At 41.6% G+C, this 16,128-nt stretch carries 23 protein-coding genes; 21 read left to right on the top strand and 2 right to left on the bottom strand.

Features of this window, described 5'->3' with window-relative positions; genetic code table 11:
- Nucleotides 1–138: 138 nt before the first annotated feature.
- From NV379_RS04965 to NV379_RS04900, 14 genes are all read left to right on the top strand, one after another.
- Complete coding sequence (locus NV379_RS04965; protein WP_258206147.1) at nucleotides 139–924, top strand: GNAT family N-acetyltransferase; 786 nt, start codon at nucleotides 139–141, stop codon at nucleotides 922–924.
- 57 nt (nucleotides 925–981) lie between these two features.
- Nucleotides 982–1,335 carry a GNAT family N-acetyltransferase gene (locus NV379_RS04960; protein ID WP_258206146.1) on the top strand — a complete coding sequence of 118 codons (354 nt, stop codon included), beginning with the start codon at nucleotides 982–984 and terminating at the stop codon, nucleotides 1,333–1,335.
- Nucleotides 1,336–1,553: 218 nt separating this feature from the next.
- Complete coding sequence (locus NV379_RS04955) at nucleotides 1,554–2,141, top strand: sigma-70 family RNA polymerase sigma factor (protein ID WP_258206145.1); 588 nt, start codon at nucleotides 1,554–1,556, stop codon at nucleotides 2,139–2,141.
- A 37-nt stretch (nucleotides 2,142–2,178) separates the two neighbouring features.
- Nucleotides 2,179–2,427: a helix-turn-helix domain-containing protein gene (locus tag NV379_RS04950; protein ID WP_258206144.1), complete on the top strand. Its 249-nt coding sequence runs from the start codon at nucleotides 2,179–2,181 to the stop codon at nucleotides 2,425–2,427.
- A gap of 16 nt (nucleotides 2,428–2,443) precedes the next feature.
- A complete protein-coding gene (locus NV379_RS04945) occupies nucleotides 2,444–2,863 on the top strand; it encodes a phage holin family protein (RefSeq protein ID WP_258206143.1) in 420 nt (139 codons plus the stop codon).
- 204 nt (nucleotides 2,864–3,067) lie between these two features.
- Nucleotides 3,068–4,096, top strand: coding sequence for an N-acetylmuramoyl-L-alanine amidase family protein (locus tag NV379_RS04940; RefSeq protein ID WP_258206142.1), 1,029 nt, complete (start codon nucleotides 3,068–3,070; stop codon nucleotides 4,094–4,096).
- Nucleotides 4,097–4,115: 19 nt separating this feature from the next.
- Entirely contained in the window at nucleotides 4,116–4,640 is a 525-nt protein-coding gene (locus tag NV379_RS04935) for a glucosaminidase domain-containing protein (protein ID WP_258206141.1), read from the top strand.
- 145 nt (nucleotides 4,641–4,785) lie between these two features.
- Nucleotides 4,786–5,811, top strand: a complete 1,026-nt coding sequence (locus NV379_RS04930) for a serine hydrolase domain-containing protein (RefSeq protein ID WP_258206140.1) — start codon at nucleotides 4,786–4,788, stop codon at nucleotides 5,809–5,811.
- A 28-nt stretch (nucleotides 5,812–5,839) separates the two neighbouring features.
- Complete coding sequence (locus NV379_RS04925; RefSeq protein ID WP_258206139.1) at nucleotides 5,840–6,580, top strand: GNAT family N-acetyltransferase; 741 nt, start codon at nucleotides 5,840–5,842, stop codon at nucleotides 6,578–6,580.
- 3 nt (nucleotides 6,581–6,583) lie between these two features.
- Entirely contained in the window at nucleotides 6,584–7,078 is a 495-nt protein-coding gene (locus tag NV379_RS04920; RefSeq protein WP_258206138.1) for a DUF4871 domain-containing protein, read from the top strand.
- Between the two features lie 20 nt (nucleotides 7,079–7,098).
- Nucleotides 7,099–7,407, top strand: coding sequence for a hypothetical protein (locus NV379_RS04915; RefSeq protein ID WP_258206137.1), 309 nt, complete (start codon nucleotides 7,099–7,101; stop codon nucleotides 7,405–7,407).
- A 125-nt stretch (nucleotides 7,408–7,532) separates the two neighbouring features.
- Complete coding sequence (locus tag NV379_RS04910) at nucleotides 7,533–7,985, top strand: pentapeptide repeat-containing protein (protein WP_258206136.1); 453 nt, start codon at nucleotides 7,533–7,535, stop codon at nucleotides 7,983–7,985.
- Between the two features lie 51 nt (nucleotides 7,986–8,036).
- Entirely contained in the window at nucleotides 8,037–8,543 is a 507-nt protein-coding gene (locus NV379_RS04905; protein WP_258206135.1) for a DinB family protein, read from the top strand.
- A 21-nt stretch (nucleotides 8,544–8,564) separates the two neighbouring features.
- Nucleotides 8,565–9,023, top strand: a complete 459-nt coding sequence (locus NV379_RS04900; protein WP_258206134.1) for a hypothetical protein — start codon at nucleotides 8,565–8,567, stop codon at nucleotides 9,021–9,023.
- A gap of 221 nt (nucleotides 9,024–9,244) precedes the next feature.
- Here the strand turns inward: NV379_RS04900 and NV379_RS04895 are convergent, their stop codons facing one another.
- On the bottom strand, nucleotides 9,245–11,161 hold the full coding sequence (locus NV379_RS04895; protein ID WP_258206133.1) for an FAD-dependent oxidoreductase: 1,917 nt from the start codon (nucleotides 11,159–11,161) through the stop codon (nucleotides 9,245–9,247).
- Nucleotides 11,162–11,342: 181 nt separating this feature from the next.
- Between NV379_RS04895 and NV379_RS04890 the strand changes: the two genes are divergently transcribed.
- The 6 genes from NV379_RS04890 to NV379_RS04865 all read left to right on the top strand — a co-directional run bounded on the left by NV379_RS04890 (nucleotide 11,343) and on the right by NV379_RS04865 (nucleotide 14,761).
- Nucleotides 11,343–11,687 carry a histidine triad nucleotide-binding protein gene (locus tag NV379_RS04890; protein WP_258206132.1) on the top strand — a complete coding sequence of 115 codons (345 nt, stop codon included), beginning with the start codon at nucleotides 11,343–11,345 and terminating at the stop codon, nucleotides 11,685–11,687.
- Nucleotides 11,688–11,832: 145 nt separating this feature from the next.
- Nucleotides 11,833–12,006 carry a 30S ribosomal protein S21 gene (gene rpsU, locus NV379_RS04885; protein ID WP_258206131.1) on the top strand — a complete coding sequence of 58 codons (174 nt, stop codon included), beginning with the start codon at nucleotides 11,833–11,835 and terminating at the stop codon, nucleotides 12,004–12,006.
- A 15-nt stretch (nucleotides 12,007–12,021) separates the two neighbouring features.
- On the top strand, nucleotides 12,022–12,465 hold the full coding sequence (locus NV379_RS04880) for a GatB/YqeY domain-containing protein (protein WP_258206130.1): 444 nt from the start codon (nucleotides 12,022–12,024) through the stop codon (nucleotides 12,463–12,465).
- A gap of 128 nt (nucleotides 12,466–12,593) precedes the next feature.
- Nucleotides 12,594–13,241 carry an NfeD family protein gene (locus NV379_RS04875; protein ID WP_258206129.1) on the top strand — a complete coding sequence of 216 codons (648 nt, stop codon included), beginning with the start codon at nucleotides 12,594–12,596 and terminating at the stop codon, nucleotides 13,239–13,241.
- A gap of 30 nt (nucleotides 13,242–13,271) precedes the next feature.
- Entirely contained in the window at nucleotides 13,272–14,255 is a 984-nt protein-coding gene (gene floA, locus NV379_RS04870) for a flotillin-like protein FloA (RefSeq protein WP_258206128.1), read from the top strand.
- 5 nt (nucleotides 14,256–14,260) lie between these two features.
- Nucleotides 14,261–14,761: a YqfB family membrane protein gene (locus NV379_RS04865; RefSeq protein ID WP_258206127.1), complete on the top strand. Its 501-nt coding sequence runs from the start codon at nucleotides 14,261–14,263 to the stop codon at nucleotides 14,759–14,761.
- Nucleotides 14,762–14,823: 62 nt separating this feature from the next.
- Here the strand turns inward: NV379_RS04865 and pyrH are convergent, their stop codons facing one another.
- Nucleotides 14,824–15,573 carry a UMP kinase gene (gene pyrH, locus NV379_RS04860; protein ID WP_258206126.1) on the bottom strand — a complete coding sequence of 250 codons (750 nt, stop codon included), beginning with the start codon at nucleotides 15,571–15,573 and terminating at the stop codon, nucleotides 14,824–14,826.
- A 276-nt stretch (nucleotides 15,574–15,849) separates the two neighbouring features.
- Here pyrH and yqfC point away from each other — a divergent pair, with 276 nt between their 5' ends.
- Nucleotides 15,850–16,128, top strand: coding sequence for a sporulation protein YqfC (gene yqfC / locus NV379_RS04855; RefSeq protein WP_258206125.1), 279 nt, complete (start codon nucleotides 15,850–15,852; stop codon nucleotides 16,126–16,128).

The raw sequence follows: 16,128 nt of genomic DNA, 5'->3' as shown, positions 1-16,128 counted from the left end.
GGATGGTTTTGCAGCTTCTTATCATGAATTGGATATGGATCAGTTTCGTGGATTTGTATTTCGTGGTCTAAATAAACAGATGAAATTATAACATTTGGAAGATAAAGTGGATTAATCCACACATAAAGGAGTAAACCGATGATCAATTTACAGCAAGTTCTTGCACTCGACTTTGCCTATCTGGACACCTTCACTTCACGAACGGATACCGAGTGGGGCTCGATATTTTTTAATGCTGAACAACCCAATTATTATGATGCTAATCATGCCCATATCAGTGATGTGTGTACGGATCCAGAATCAGTTATAGATGAAGTGATCCATTACTATCAATCTATAAATATCATTCCAAGATTTTATATCTATAACGTGGATTACCAAGAGCGGCTACTTACCGAACTAACCTCAAGAGGTTTCGGGTATGAAGAGTTTATCACCCCAGTTCAATTATGGGATCGTAAAGTGATTGAGACAACACATAATAACAAAATTTCTATTGAATTGGTTACTAATATTAATTACGACGAAGCATTAGAGATAGAGGGAAGTATTAAGGAATTTGGTGGTAAAGAAACAATTGAGAAAGTATTTAAAGCACAATTCAATCACCATGCATTCACCCATTACCTCCTTCGATATGATGGAGTAGCTTGTTCAACTGCTTGTATTTTTGATGATGGGAAGCTAGCACGCATGGAAAGTGTAGCAACAATAGAACAGTTCAGGGGAAAAGGATTGGTTGGCGAAATAATTAGACACATTCAAAGAGAAGTAGTTAATAGAGGTTTACAGGACCTTTGGGTAATCCCGATTAATGAATCCGTTGAAAAAGTGTATCAAAGATACGGATTCCAAACAGTTAATAAATTAAAGACGGGACATGCTTTTCTTAGTGGAAGAAGTATCAAGGAAATTCAAGGATAAGTAAGGAGATAGTCGATCATGATCGTATATTTGGATTCTCTTTAAACTTTTTATACGATGCTCAAGAACTCGACCTATATTGTGCTTGCCTATGATCAAGATAGAAGTAAAGTAGTCGGATTTATTAATGCCATATCAGACAAGGTACTCAGTGCATATATTCCACTACTAGAAGTTATTCCAGACTACAAGAATCAAAGAATTGGAACTCAATTAGTGGAAAAGATGCTAGAGCAGCTAAATGAATACTACATGATCGATTTATTGTGTGATATCAAGCTGCAAGACTACTATATGAACAAAGGCATGATAAAAGCAACTGGAATGATGAAGCGAAATTATAGAAATCAATATCTGGTCGTGTTTAATTCTTTTTCTGTGATCTATGCAAAACGAATAACAAAAAAATAATTTTTACATATTTTTCCTGAAAGGAACTTCCATCCCTTACGATGAAATATACAGAATCACATAATTCGAACCTGCAAATGCGCAGATGTTTGGAAACCTTGATCGGCGACTTGCTGATCAGGGTTTCTTTTGTAAAGAGGAGATTCAAGATTTAATAGGTTGTGAATTTGGCAGGTTGCTTCACTTTTATATGTAAAAATAGATTGGAGGATGCACAGATGCGAGTGACCAAAAGCACTAATACACTGAAGAATGCTTCACCTGAGGATGTAGTTCAGGCATTTTCTCAATATCCTGTAATTCGGTTGTTTATGCAAGAGCAGACGCAATTTGATACACTCCTCTCTTTTTTACAAGATGGTACGGAAGAGAACATGCAGGCACTCAATCAAGCGTTTCGAACCTTCTACACCGAGATGAGATTGATAAGATACATTTCCTCATTAATTCACTATACATCCATCGACTACGACAAGAGATATCGCAGATATGCGCAGCGATTCCCTCTGACCTTGGATGAACCGTTGACTAACGAGGATACAGGTGGTTCGAGTAAGCGGGAGCAGGTAAGAGCAATGGATTCAGATCAAGTGGGTGACCGATTAGAGCAATTGGATATCGATATCAAGCTGCATACGGCGATACTAGAACTCACTGCCAAAGAAAAGTTAATCCTCACACGTATCTATATCGAACAGCTTACAGATACCGAAGTTGCTAAGCAGCTTGAGCTATCCCAGCAAGCCGTCAGTAAGATGAAGAATCAAGCACTCAAAAAATTGCGTAAAGCCGTGAAGGATGAATAGGGTTCATGAATGATACGAAAGGAGAATCGATATGGGAATGCTGACATCTTTAGTCCATGAAGCGAAGAATCACAATCCGCAGGCAATGGAAGGTATCATCAGCATGTTCGCACCCAAATTAAAAAAGTCCCTGTATCAGACTACACAGCAGCAGCGTGACGACTTGAAGCAAGATGTATGCCTCAAAATTATGGAGGTGGTTCATCGTTACGATCTAGAGGCAGTACCTGGATTTTTCGAATATCTCAAAGAGACGGAGTTGGATAATGGGATCAAAGGTAAATAGAAGGGAGAGGAGATTGATGTATGAGTTATCTTTCAAAATGATCTCAGCAACCGCCGGTTGTATCATCAATTACTTCTTCGGCGGATGGAGCGAATTACTCGGATTTTTTACATTAACGATTATCATCGATTATGTTACAGGTATTCTTGCGGCGCTAAAGACGGGACAAGGGTTAAGCAGCTCCATTGGATTTTGGGGCATCACGAAAAAAGGTTTAATGCTTGTCGTGATCCTCCTTGCACATCGGATTGATCTATTATTTGAAGTGGATTATGTCATGATCGGAGCCATATACTTCTACCTTGCGAATGAATTGATCTCCATTGCGGAAAATTATGCGAGAATCGGGCTGCCGATGCCAGAACAGTTCAAGAAGATTATTAGCGCTATGAAATCGCGAAGTGACAATTCGACAGACTCTCAGAAAAGCGGATAATTCCTCACTTATTAAATCCGTCCTTGTATAACATGATACGATCCTCTCGCACTCGCGTAGAGGATTTTTTGTTGTCTTCTCTAACACTTATCATTTTTTGAAAAATAATCCTTCGCAAAAGGTTGTGAATCTCACTCGTAAACACTCTTTATAGATTAAGCTGGCCAGCGGATAACCAATCTAAAGTTAAAGGGGAAATGACAAATGGTAGATTTCACAATTGATGCTGGACACGGTGGATATGACCCAGGTGCGAATGGACCAACAGGTTTAACAGAAAGTGCGACTACATTAAAACTTGCACTTAAAGTAGGAAGTTTACTTACGGCTAACGGTGTGTCTGTCAATTACACAAGAACAACAGACACTTTCGTCGGACTTTCGGAGCGGGCAAACTACGCGAATAATACAGGGGCTAATTACTTCCTAAGTATCCACTTGAACAGTGCAGGTGCAACGGCTACTGGTACGGAAACATACGCATTTGACCCAGGTGGTTCGGATGAGCGATTGGCATCTTTTGTCCAGAGTAATTTAGTGTCTGCAATAGGCCTTCCGAATCGTGGTGTGAAGTTCGCGAACTTTGCGGTACTAAGAGAAACGAATATGGCAGCTGTTCTAACCGAGGTGTGCTTTATCTCGAATCCAAGCGAAGAGTCACTGCTTAAGACAGATGCCTTCTTGACGAAAGCAGCAACAGGCATTGCCAAAGGGGTGGTCGCGTTCCTCGGACGTACTTGGAATGGTGGTGGCACGACTCCTCCAGCCAAGCTATACCGTGTTCGTAAAACATGGGCAGATGCTGCTTCGCAAATCGGAGCCTACAACGTATTGGAGAATGCGATTGCCTTATGTGATCTGAACCCGGGCTATTCCGTATTTGATGAGAATGGGGTGAAGGTTTACCCGAACACATCTCAGCCATCGGATGGATTGTACCGCGTTCGTAAGACATGGGATGATGAAACTTCACAGGTCGGTGCATACAGCATTTTGGAAAATGCAAAGATCGAGTGTGATAAGCATTCAGGTTACTCTGTATTTGATGAACATGGGATTAAGGTGTATCCGCTGAATGCTGCGCTATGGAGAGTGCGTAAATCATGGACAGATGCGGCTTCACAGGTTGGAGCATATAGCATCCTAGACAATGCGAAGGTGGAGTGTGACAAGCATCCAGGCTTCTCGGTGTTCGACGATATCGGTAACAAGGTGTATCCCCCCATACGCTGACGATGATTCGAACAACACGATGATGGCAATTATGGGTACGGCGAAGGCGACGGCAGAACAGATGGTTTCTTATTCTTTGAAAGCTTACTCCTCGCCGAAGCTGCCGAACTGCACAATTCAGCAGCTTGCCCAGATGTTCATTGAGGAAGGGCAAGCGGAAGGTGTTAGGGGAGATATAGCCTGGGCGCAATCGCTTCAAGAGACCGGATATTTCCGTTATGGCGGTGCGGTCCTTCCTTCTCAGAACAATTACGCTGGGATTGGTGCAGTGAATTCGGGTGCTACTAGTCCTGCTACTTTCTCAAGTCCAAGGATAGGCGTCAGAGCACAAATTCAGCACTTGAAGGCATATGCGAGTACAGTAGCTCTTAATCAGGCAGTTGTTGATCCTCGATTTGGCTATGTGACCCGGGGAACCGCTCCTTATGTGGAATGGCTCGGTGCTGCAGACAACCCGAATGGAACCGGCTGGGCTTATCCAGGGGCTGGGTACGGCGCAAGCATCATCGCAATGCTAAGTGGAGTGCTCAGTGAACCGAAGTAAGCGTATGGTGTTGTAATCTAACGGTGCAGGGATTTCTCTCCTGTACCGTTATTTGCGTGAAACACATGGAACGAGATAGAAGGAATACCGTATCGTGACATCGAATAAACGCTTCAGGACATGTAAAGAAAGGAACAATCATGCAATGAATCTTACTCACTTTATAGAAGATATTATCCATAAACACAATGAAACCCTCCCATTCTCCGGGGCTGTTCTAGTTCGTGACAAGTCTAGTGTTTTTGAAAAAGGTTACGGCTACGCCAATCGATCCGAGCATATTCTCAATCGTACTGATACAAGATTCGGGATCGCTTCAGGTTGCAAAATATTCACCGCTGTGGCAATTTGTCAGCTTGTGCAAGAGGGTTTACTTTCTTTTGATACCTACTTAAAAGACTGCCTTGATCATTCTTTTCCTGAGTTCGATCCGGGTATTACGATCCATCATTTATTAACCCATAGCTCGGGTGTGCCGGATTATTTTGATGAGGATGTGATGGGTTCTTTCGAAGAGTTGTGGAAAGACACCCCTATGTACTCCCTTCAGTCCCCAACAGATTTTCTACCCTTATTTCAGAGTAAACCTATGCAATTTGCTCCAGGAGAAAGATTTTCATATAACAATGCAGGTTTTATCTTGCTAGGTTTAATCGTGGAACAGCGAAGCGGGATGGCATTTACAGATTATGTGGAGAGCCGTATTTTCCAAAAATGTGGGATGCTAGATTCAGGTTACTATAGAATGGATCAGCTCCCTGAGCGAACAGCGAATGGATATATCGATCAAGATGATCGAACTTGGAGGACGAATATTTACTCATTACCGATCAAAGGCGGACCAGATGGAGGAGCTTTCACGACTGTGTGTGATCTAATTAAGTTCTGGGATGCGCTGTTTAATCATCAATTACTATCGCCAGAAATCACGAATCGAATGCTAATTCCACATGAACAAGAAGGTGAGCAGACTTACTATGGTTACGGAGTCTGGATTTTGAAGCGCGATAACAAGATTTTCAAATACTTTGTAATGGGCAGTGACCCAGGTGTCATCATGCAATCCTCTGTATATCCCGAAAGCAAGATCCACGCGCATATTATCGGTAATATCAACAAGGGTGCGGGCATGATCGCTGGTAAGATTGATGAGGTTATCGAGAAGATTTAATGTTGTTTCTGAGAGAAGGTGTTCTTACATGATGACTCACAAAGAAATGATCCATATCGTTCAATCACAACTGGCGATTGATCTCAATTGCACGATTGATGACTTGAATAGTGAAACCGACACGGTCATTTTTGTTGAGACCAAAGATAATCCCGGACGCAAGCCTTTTCCAAGAAAAGAGTGTCACTTTGATATATTGTCCATGGGGAAATCCATTGTTGTGTCAGCAACACCGGAAAGACTAGCTATTGCTAGAGAACAGATGCAAGGTAAGACTCGAGATTATATCTTTTCCTTACCGTTCATCAGAGGTTTGTACTTACATTTCCTGCCGGATATTGAGAAAATAAAGCCGATGTTGCCACCAGCTCATTTTACCTATGAAATAGTTGATAAGGATGAAGTCTATCAGTTATTCGGGCTTGATGGATTTAATAATGCACTTATAAAGAACGTGAATCATCCTTATCAGACAGTATTGGTTGTTCTTGCTAAGAAAGATGGGAAAGTTGTTGGTATGGCCGGTGCGGACAATGTAAGTGCGAAGAACTGGCAGATTGGTGTGGATGTACTTCCAGATTATCGTAATCATGGCTTGGCCGCGTATCTCGTGAATAGATTGACGTTTGAAGTGCTGGAGCGTGGCTCTGTGCCACTTTATGACGTTATCGCAAGTAATATTGCCTCCCAACGAGTGGCTAACCGTGTAGGGTATTATCCCGCTTATGTGACGGATTGGCGCCTTAATTTCAACGATTATGAAACATAAGATGTGACACTACTAATGAGTAAGCGAACCCTCCTATTTATGCTGATATGTATAGCCTTAGTGGGCTTAATTGGATGCAATACAGATAAAGAAACGGCAATGAAACCAAGTCCAATCTTTTATTCAAATGATAGCCCGATGGTTGAAGTTAAAGGAAGATTAGGCATTCTTGGACCAGATTTTATAGCGAATCAAGTGAATAAATACATGTGGCATTTTTGGGGAACGAAAGAAGAATTGGCATTAAAGCCATTTCGAGTAGAAGCAATAAACATGCGTATGAATGAGAAAGTTATGGCACTTGTAACAAATAGCGGAACACCTCGAGAGGAACATGTTTGGGAATACAGCGGGCTAGGTGGCCCTAACAATGGTGCAGACGCTCATATTCCATCTAGTCTTCAATTACCTTCAAGTGGGCAGTGGCAGTTAAATACTTACTTGGGCGGCAAGTTTTTTGGTGCTATCATTGTAGATGTGATGGAGAAGAACTTGTAATTATAGAAGGAGGATATTTAATGTCACAGGAAGCTTTCCAATTCATTGACTTTATCTTTGTGTTCTTTATTATCATCCTATCACTGCTGTTTGTTAAGAGTATTTTCTTTAAAAGGTATTTGCAAAATATCAATGGTTTCTCACTTGCAAGTATTTCTCTTATTAGTGTAATCGTCTCAAGTGCTCTACTCTATTTCTTAGGCTATGCCGCTGATGAATTACCCAAATTAGAATTAGTAAGACATAACACTTTCAAGTACCTGGCAATTGTTATTCTTGCTATTATTAATTCAGTCATTGCAGTAAAGATAAGGAACAACACTCCATAATGCATCTCCAATATCATAAACTGAGTTTACGTACGCCGCAGCCTAAGAGAAGAAAGTTCTAAGGTTGTGGCGTTTTATTTATATATAAACCAATAAAAATTCCATGTGAAAAGAGGAGTAAGTGTATGCAATTAGAAGCAGGTAAATTTAATTTGGAAATGAAGGATATCTCGAGCTCTACTTTTAAGAATGTGAATGCACAAGAGTTAGATTTTCATAATGTAAATTTGTCAAAAATGAAAGTAACGAACGCGAATATGAGTGAGGCAACGCTAAGTGATATTAATGCAGCGAGTTGGAATTTATCCGATATTAATTTATCTCATTCATCTATTCAAAACGCGAACATGAGTCATATGCAAATTGATCATGTTCATTTATTCGGAACAGAGTTCGCCAATATTGCACTCCCTCAAGAAGGAGACTACAACTATCAACCCGATGGCGACTACAAATCCATTAAATTCACGAACTGTGACCTAACGAATATGGAGATTACAGACTGTAATATCACTGGATTAACAATCAACGGAATTAACATAGAAGACTTAATGAAGAAACATTTAGGTATCATGTAACAACGTATTTTTGCATAAATTGTAACTTATATTAAGGGGAGCGTGATTACGATGGAACTTCAAGAAATCAATCACAAGTTAAAGGAAACGAGAGATGACTTGTTAGTACTCCTTGCTCGGTTGAACGAAGAACAATTAATTAAACGTAAAGATTCCGACAGCTGGAGCATTGCTCAAATCTTTCAGCATTTAAGTAAGACCGAAGAGCTTTATTCCATCGCGATCAAAAGAGGATTAAAGACCGATGAAGATTCTATTATGGAACATAAGTCAATGGATGTATTGATTGATCGAAGTAACAAGTTAGAAGCTCCTGATATGGTTATACCAGTTGATGAAACGCTAGATCACAATGAAATCATCGCTAGACTTCGTAATTCAAGAGAAAAGTTGCATGCCATCCTAAATGCAGTTGAAGATCCAAGCATTCTGAGCAGAAGATCCTTTGTTCATCCGGTTTTTAAAGAAATGTTATTAATCGATTGGGTGGAATCCTTATATGTACACGAACAAAGACATATGAAGCAAATTAACGAGATTCTAAACGAATGTAAATGAGTGATTGTTGATAGCAAAATGATGAAGAGATTAATTGTCGGAACTATTGTTATTGCAATCATACTAGCAGCCCTCATTGGACTATTCTTGTATCGTAATGGATATTTCAATGAAAATATATCTAGAAGAGAAATCCAATCATCCGATATACCGAATATTTTGCTTGTTAAAGTTATGCCGGTTATACCGGATTGGGAAATTGATAAAATTGTAGAATACAATGATCATTTTACCTTACCAACCTGCACGATCCATTTTACAAATGGTCTTCAATTATTACTATCGAGGAGCCCAATGCAATTTAAAGAAATGGATCAAACACTAACGACAATAGGCAATACGACGTACACGTTATTTTCAAATAACCAGAATAAAGTGTATCAGTACAATACAGGGATGTTGTATTATTCCTTTCAAACTACAAGAGGTCCGAATGAAGAAGTTATCGAAGCTTATTTGAGGACAAAATCAAGCAAATAGACGAAGTATATTTCCTAATGTTACACCCTAGAGTATCGTGTCGGTCGTATGTAGTATTATATTTGCTCTTATCGTTTGGACGATAGCGATGATGCCGATCGTCACTGCTAAATAGAGTAAAGTTTTTCATGAAAAAAAGGCTGCCGAGAACCTCTCGACAGCCAGTGGATGGCTACTACGCCATCCTTTTTCATTTTCAACAATCCAATAATAATATCCACTTACACAAGCGTCGCACTTGCCTCTACGTCTTTCAGAACCATCTTCGCCGCGCTACGTGCGCTAGAGAAGGAGCGTTCAGCAAGCTCTCCCTTGCCTTGGCAACCATCGCCGCAGAAGTAGAATGGAACATTCTCTACGCGATTTGGTAACAAGGAGTTCGTGGAGATGTTCTTAACGGACGCAACCATTGCCTTCTTAGACACACGCTTCACAGCAACGTGATCTCTCCAGCCTGGGTAATAAGTATCGAACAAAGCTTCCATTTGGATTGTTTTCTTTTCCAAGTAAGCCTTGCGCTCTTCTTCGCTGTCGAAGTTATCGCTGAGGTATGCGATCGCCTGTAGCAATTGTCCGCCTGGCGGGACTAAAGTGTGATCAGTTGCAGATACATCTGTAATAAAGAGTTTATTATCCATATCCGAGATGTAGCTGAACGGACGCGCCACAACTTTACTAAGACCGATGTCGTACACCATTACTTCTGTAGAAGTATTGTTCTCATAGTCGGATAAGAATGGCTCCCAAGGCGTATTGCGAAGCAATTTCACGACTTGTTGAACAGGCATTGCGAAGATTACTTTATCAAAAGCCATCTCGCGATTTTTCGTTGTTAATACGAATTTCTTGTCTTGATACTTAATGCCATCCACGCCTTCTTGCAGTGCAATCTCAAAGCGGCTCGAGTCTGTAATCTTGGTGCGTAGTCCGTTTGTGATGACTGCCCATGAGCCTAGCACATAGTTCACAGGGCGCGTGGATAGGAATAGATTGTGGTAATATTCTGAAATTACTGAGCCAGGTACTTTACGGGCTTCTTCTGGTGTGATAAAGAAGTTCGAGCATACAAGATGCTCCCACAATTCTTTAATGTCTTCACTTGCATCGGATTCTGCGAGGTAATCACCTAGTGTTGCGTAATTTTTCACGTTATGAATATGACCGATAATTGCGGCAATTTCGCCGACAAATCGAACCTTCTCGAGCGGGTTAAGCAGGTCTGTACGCATTAAGTTAACAAAATCCAGTGGTGCTGGAGTCAATTGACCATGTTTGGCATACATCACTTTACGCTTATCAACTTGCTTCGAGGAGAATGATAGACCTAATTCCTTTTCAAGGGCAGAAATATTATGACGATCAATGCCGTAGATGGCATGTGCACCATAGTTTAATGTGAAACCAGCTTTTTCATACGTAAACGCACGTCCGCCAAGCTGAGGACTTCTTTCGAATAGAACACCTTCAATTAAACGATTCTCTGATAAATAAGCTGCTGCTGTAAGTCCCGCAAGCCCGCCTCCAATAACTGCGACCTTCATTACAGACTCCTCCTTGATTTCCGGTTCTAGTTGAAAAGGAATGGATGTACCTTCGACTCGAAGTCCTGCCCATACCCAAGACAAGTTACTGCGAAGCAAATGAGTGAGAACATCATCAGATTCATCTTCTGCACACCAGCGTAGTAAAGTCCCCATGTACGTTGTGATCAATAATTCTGCCTTTCTGGTATCTGGCAACCAATGACCAATAGCTTCACGAAGCGTTGTCATGAATTGTTCCTGTACGGCACCCGCGGTTTCATTATGAAGCGCAAGAGCAGTCATAGAGCGCATGAGACGTGGATAAGCAACTGCATTAGACGCTAAGTCTACAAATAGGCGATTAATATGACCCTCAACCGATAAGACTTGGGATGGTTTATGCAGCATCCAAGCGTTCACGATCTGGATTTGTTTAAGTGCGATCTCGCATATGATTTCATCTTTGGCTTGGAAGTAGTGGTAAAAAGTTCCTTTGGAAATGCCGCTTTTGGCGATTATATCATCAACGGAAACGCTCTCAAAACCATGTTCTGTAAACAGCTGGAGTGCCGTTTCGACCACAGTTTCCCGCTTTTTTCGAGTACTGGCTCGCATGAATGGATTCATTCGGACATCCCCCATTTCAAATGCTTTTCTTCAGTATATCGCGAGGTGGAATGAATCGTCCATAGGAAATTAGACTGATAGTCTAAAATATTTAAAAAACTTAGTTTTTGCGATTTACTTTATAATTCGGTATTATAGTGATAAAGTGTAATAGAAGGGTTGGAGTTCAATGGATTGTATCTTTTGCAAAATTGTTAATGGCGAGCTTCCTTCGAAGAAGCTGTTTGAGAACGATGTTGTGGTAGCTTTTCATGATATTAACCCTGCTGCACCCGTTCACGTAGTCATTATTCCTAAAAAGCACATCGCTTCCATGAATGATGTGGAAGATGAAGATTGGCCAATTATTGCGGAGATGAACCGCGCAGCACAAGTTGTTGCTCGTGAATTAGGTATTGCGGAGTCTGGATACCGAACCGCGAATAATTGTGGGAAAAATGGGGGCCAAGAGGTGTTCCATTTACATAATCACCTGCTTGGTGGAGCAAAGCTTAAACCGCTTGCTTCTGTTTAATACCCAGGATTGACTTGCGTGGCATAAGATGGTGTTGCAAAAGTAGCCCGTTTTTTATTGACAGGTGGCCCATCTTTCACGTATAATGTAGTTTGATGAACCGCTTTGTTGTCTTGGACGGTCTATTCGGAGGGAGGGAAAACTGGTGTCGGAAACTCGCGTTCGAAAGAATGAAACTATAGATGCTGCTCTTCGTCGTTTTAAGCGTTCCATTGCGAAAGATGGCGTTTTAGCAGAAGTAAAAAAACGCAAACACTATGAGAAGCCAAGTGTGAAGCGCAAATTGAAGTCTGAGGCTGCTCGTAAGAGAAAGTTCTAGGAGGCAACACGTTACATGAATTTAAGCGAACGATTGAACGAAGATATGAAACAAGCGATGAAGAGTCAGGACAAGTTTAAACTCTCCGTAATCCGTATGGTTCGTAGCGCGGTAAAAAACATTGAAATCGACCAGCGTAAGGCTTTAGATGACAATGAAGTGCTTGACGTTCTTAGTCGCGAGATCAAACAGCGTAAAGATTCCCTCCAAGAATTTGAAAAGGCAGGTCGTAATGATCTGGCTGAACCACTTAAAGCAGAAATTGACATTCTCATGGAATACCTACCGCAACAGTTGTCTGAGGAAGAAGTTAAAGCAATTGTACAGCAGACCATCCAAGAAGTGGGAGCTTCCTCTAAAGCGGATATGGGAAAAGTGATGAGTGCTCTTATGCCGAAAGTAAAAGGACTTGCTGATGGCAAAATTGTTAATCAGTGCGTTCAACAATTATTATCTTAAGACTTAAACATAAGACCGGGAGAAGGTGACTTCTTCCGGTCTTTTCTTTGTTTTGAAACCAAATTTGTCGAATTACGTATTACTTAGTATCTGATATGACAAAATGATTGAGAAAGGGGGCGCTTCCGATGGTTGGTGCACTTGCATCATCACCTTATCTTTATGTAATCTTGCTCCTTATTGGTTCAGTTGGAGTCTTACTCGAAATTCTGTTTCTTAAAAAAGGATTATTCTTACTTGCTGGTGTGGTCGCATTTGGTCTTTACTTCGTGCTACAATTCACAGGCGGGTCAGCGGAATATACCGATTTGATCTTGTTCGGAGTTGGGGTTATATTCTTACTTTTGGAATTAATCGTTGTGAGCTTTGGCATCCTAGGGATAGTCGGCGGTTTGTGCGTATTTACTGGCGTTATCCAAGCGGCTCCGAACCCAACTGAAGCATTGTATGCTGCGATCGTAGCGGTTGTGCTCGCAGTTGGAATCGTCTTAATTGTCCTGAAGAAATTTGCTCGGAGTAGTTCATGGCAGCGTTTCATCCTCAAGGAACAATTAACGACTGAAGAAGGTTACATTTCTGCACCAGACCAAAGGTTTCGCCTTGCTCAGCGAGGTGTAGCGCTTACGCCGCTTCGTCCTGCAGGCACAGCTTCTATCGATGGAACTCGTGTGGATGTTGTGACACAAGGAGAATTTATTGCAAGTGGAAGTCAGATTGAAGTCATTCAAGTTGAAGGTGTACGTGTTGTTGTGCAATTGGTAAAAGAAAACAAGTAGTTCGTCGGTTAATTTGAAGGAGGAAAAAGAATGGATCAACAGATTTTTAGTTTTATCATTATTGGACTTGTTGTGATTGCCCTTATTATTTTCTTTAGCTTTGTGCCAGTGATGTTGTGGATTTCCGCATTGGCATCAGGTGTGAAAGTTTCCTTGTTAACACTAGTTGCGATGCGTATTCGTCGTGTAACACCAAGTCGTATTATTAACCCTCTAATTAAAGCGACAAAAGCAGGTATTGATCTTAATCTTAATCAATTAGAAAGTCACTACTTAGCTGGTGGTAATGTTGACCGTGTTGTAAACGCATTAGTAGCTGCACACCGTGCCAACATCACGCTAGAATTTGAACGTGCAGCAGCGATTGACTTAGCTGGTCGTGATGTCCTTCTAGCGGTACAGATGAGTGTTAACCCGCGTGTAATTGAAACACCGGTTGTATCTGCAGTAGCTAAAGATGGTATTGAAGTACGTGTAATTGCTCGTGTAACGGTTCGTGCGAACATCGACCGTCTAGTCGGTGGTGCGGGTGAAGAGACGATTATTGCGCGTGTAGGTGAGGGTATTGTAACAACAGTAGGTTCCTCCGTTTCCCATAAGAATGTACTTGAGAATCCAGATCTTATTTCTCGTACGGTACTTGATAAAGGTCTTGATGCAGGTACAGCATTCGAAATCTTGTCCATTGATATTGCAGACGTAGACGTAGGTAAGAACATTGGTGCACACTTGCAGACTGAGCAAGCAGAAGCTGATAAGCGTATTGCACAAGCAAAAGCAGAAGAGCGTCGTGCAATGGCAGTTGCACAAGAGCAAGAGATGGTTGCGAAAGTTGTTGAGATGCGTGCGAAAGTTGTGGAGTCCGAGTCTGAAGTTCCACTTGCTATGGCAGAAGCATTCCGCTCTGGGAACTTAGGAATTATGGATTACATGAACTATAAGAACGTAAGCGCGGATACGCAAATGCGTCAATCGATCAGCGAAATGAACGACGGCAAATCGGATAAGGAATAAATCATATGGAGAAAATCCTAGATTTTATTTTTAGTAATTGGATTTTTGTGCTCATCATTATTAGTGCAGTATCTTCGCTCTGGGGTAAACTATCGAAATCTCAAGAAACTGGCGAGAAGAGCAAGCCTGTGAAAGAGATGCCTTCGTTCGGAGGCGGATCAGGTTTACCTCGCAAGGAGCGAGATCTCTATCCTGAGGTTAATGAGCACGAGGACGATGATGAATTACAGATCGACAAGAGAGGGCAATTTGCCCCTGCAACAGCTGCAATGGACAGCGATACCGTGATTCGGACTCGCATGGTCACGCGCGGTCATGTGGAAGGTCCACTCGATTCGTATGAGCTATTAAAGCCAGCCGCACCTATGCGGGTAGCAAAGCCTGCTAAGTTAGCTGGTGAGAAGAAGAATACGGGATCGGTATTGTCACGTAAAGACATGACGCAAGCCATTATTTGGTCTGAAATATTAGGACCGCCGCGTTCGAAGAAACCGAATATCCGTTAATACAAACAACAATGGCTAGGGAAGACATATAATGTCTGCTCTAGCCATTTACATGTAACGGTTTAACTACTAACTGTTTCTTCACTGTATTGCATCTTGGACTCTGCACTGATGAGCGTCCCAATATGATGACCGGTTAAGATTTGTTTCATGGAGCCTGGTTTGTCGAAATCGAATACATGAATCGGCATTTTGTAGTCTCTTGCCAGAATAAAGGCAGATTGGTCCATCACCTTCAGGTCATGGAGCAGCACATCATTATAGTGCAAGGAGTCATATTTTTTGGCGTCGACATGATACTTTGGATCTTTATTGTAGACACCGTCTACACCTTGCTTCGCAACGAGAATGGCGTCACACTCGACTTCAATGGCACGTTGAACGGATGGATAATCGGTCGTGACGTAGGGTTGACCATTTCCGCCTGCGAAAATGACGATGTATCCTTTTTCCAAATGATGAATGGCCTTTAAACGGATGTAAGGCTCTGCGACAGAGCTGACCGGGATAGCAGTCATGACCCGAACTTCGGCATTCGTTCTAGCTTTGAGTACACCTCTTAACATTAGGCTGTTAATGACGGTTGCGAGTGTGCCGATGTTATCTGCTTCTGCACGTTCAATGCCCCAAGTCTCACCCATATTCCCTCGAAAAATATTGCCCCCGCCGATCACAATGGATACTTCAATCCCCATCGTTACCACCGACAATACTTCACTTGCAATGTGCTCCAGCTGCATCGGATCAAATCCAAAGTCATTACTGCCGGCAACAGCACCGCCGCTGAGCTTAATCAGAACTCTTTTGTACATGTTCCCCACCTCCATCAGCATAAAAAAACACTAAAGCTTAAATAGCCTTAGTGTCATCAATGGGAAAATATGAAATGGAAATAATCGAAGTGCTCCGCATTAACTTCCGTTTCATACTTCCACCTCCTGAATATTCTTAATATTTAACTATATTCCAAACCGTGTGAAATTACAATCCTGAATTGGAATCTTCATAAAATTCATGGCTGTCGCATAAGGATGTTAAAAGCTATGCCTATGTCTGCATGATGCTGTAGATAGGGGGAGGATGGGAGCATGGGCCGTATAACACGTAAATTGAATCAATTAGCTGCAAAAATGTTGGATTTACCACAAGATGTTGTTCAGGACTTGCCGCGTATTACGCTGATTGGCAACGTTCAATTGTATTTGGAAAATCATCAAGGGGTGCTCCACTTCTCCGATGAACTTCTTAAATTGCAGCTCAGTAAAGGACAGGTGGAAGTGACAGGCAAGAAGCTTGTCATTCGAGCGATTTTAACAGAAGAAGTGTTTATTGAAGGCATAATCGATAGTGTGAGGTATATTCCTTGA

Origin of the sequence: Paenibacillus radicibacter, from assembly GCF_024721995.1 — a bacterium.
GTDB lineage: Bacteria > Bacillota > Bacilli > Paenibacillales > NBRC-103111 > Paenibacillus_AM > Paenibacillus_AM radicibacter.
Note: the sequence above shows the minus strand (reverse complement) of the source record. Positions and strands in the feature narration are given on the sequence as shown.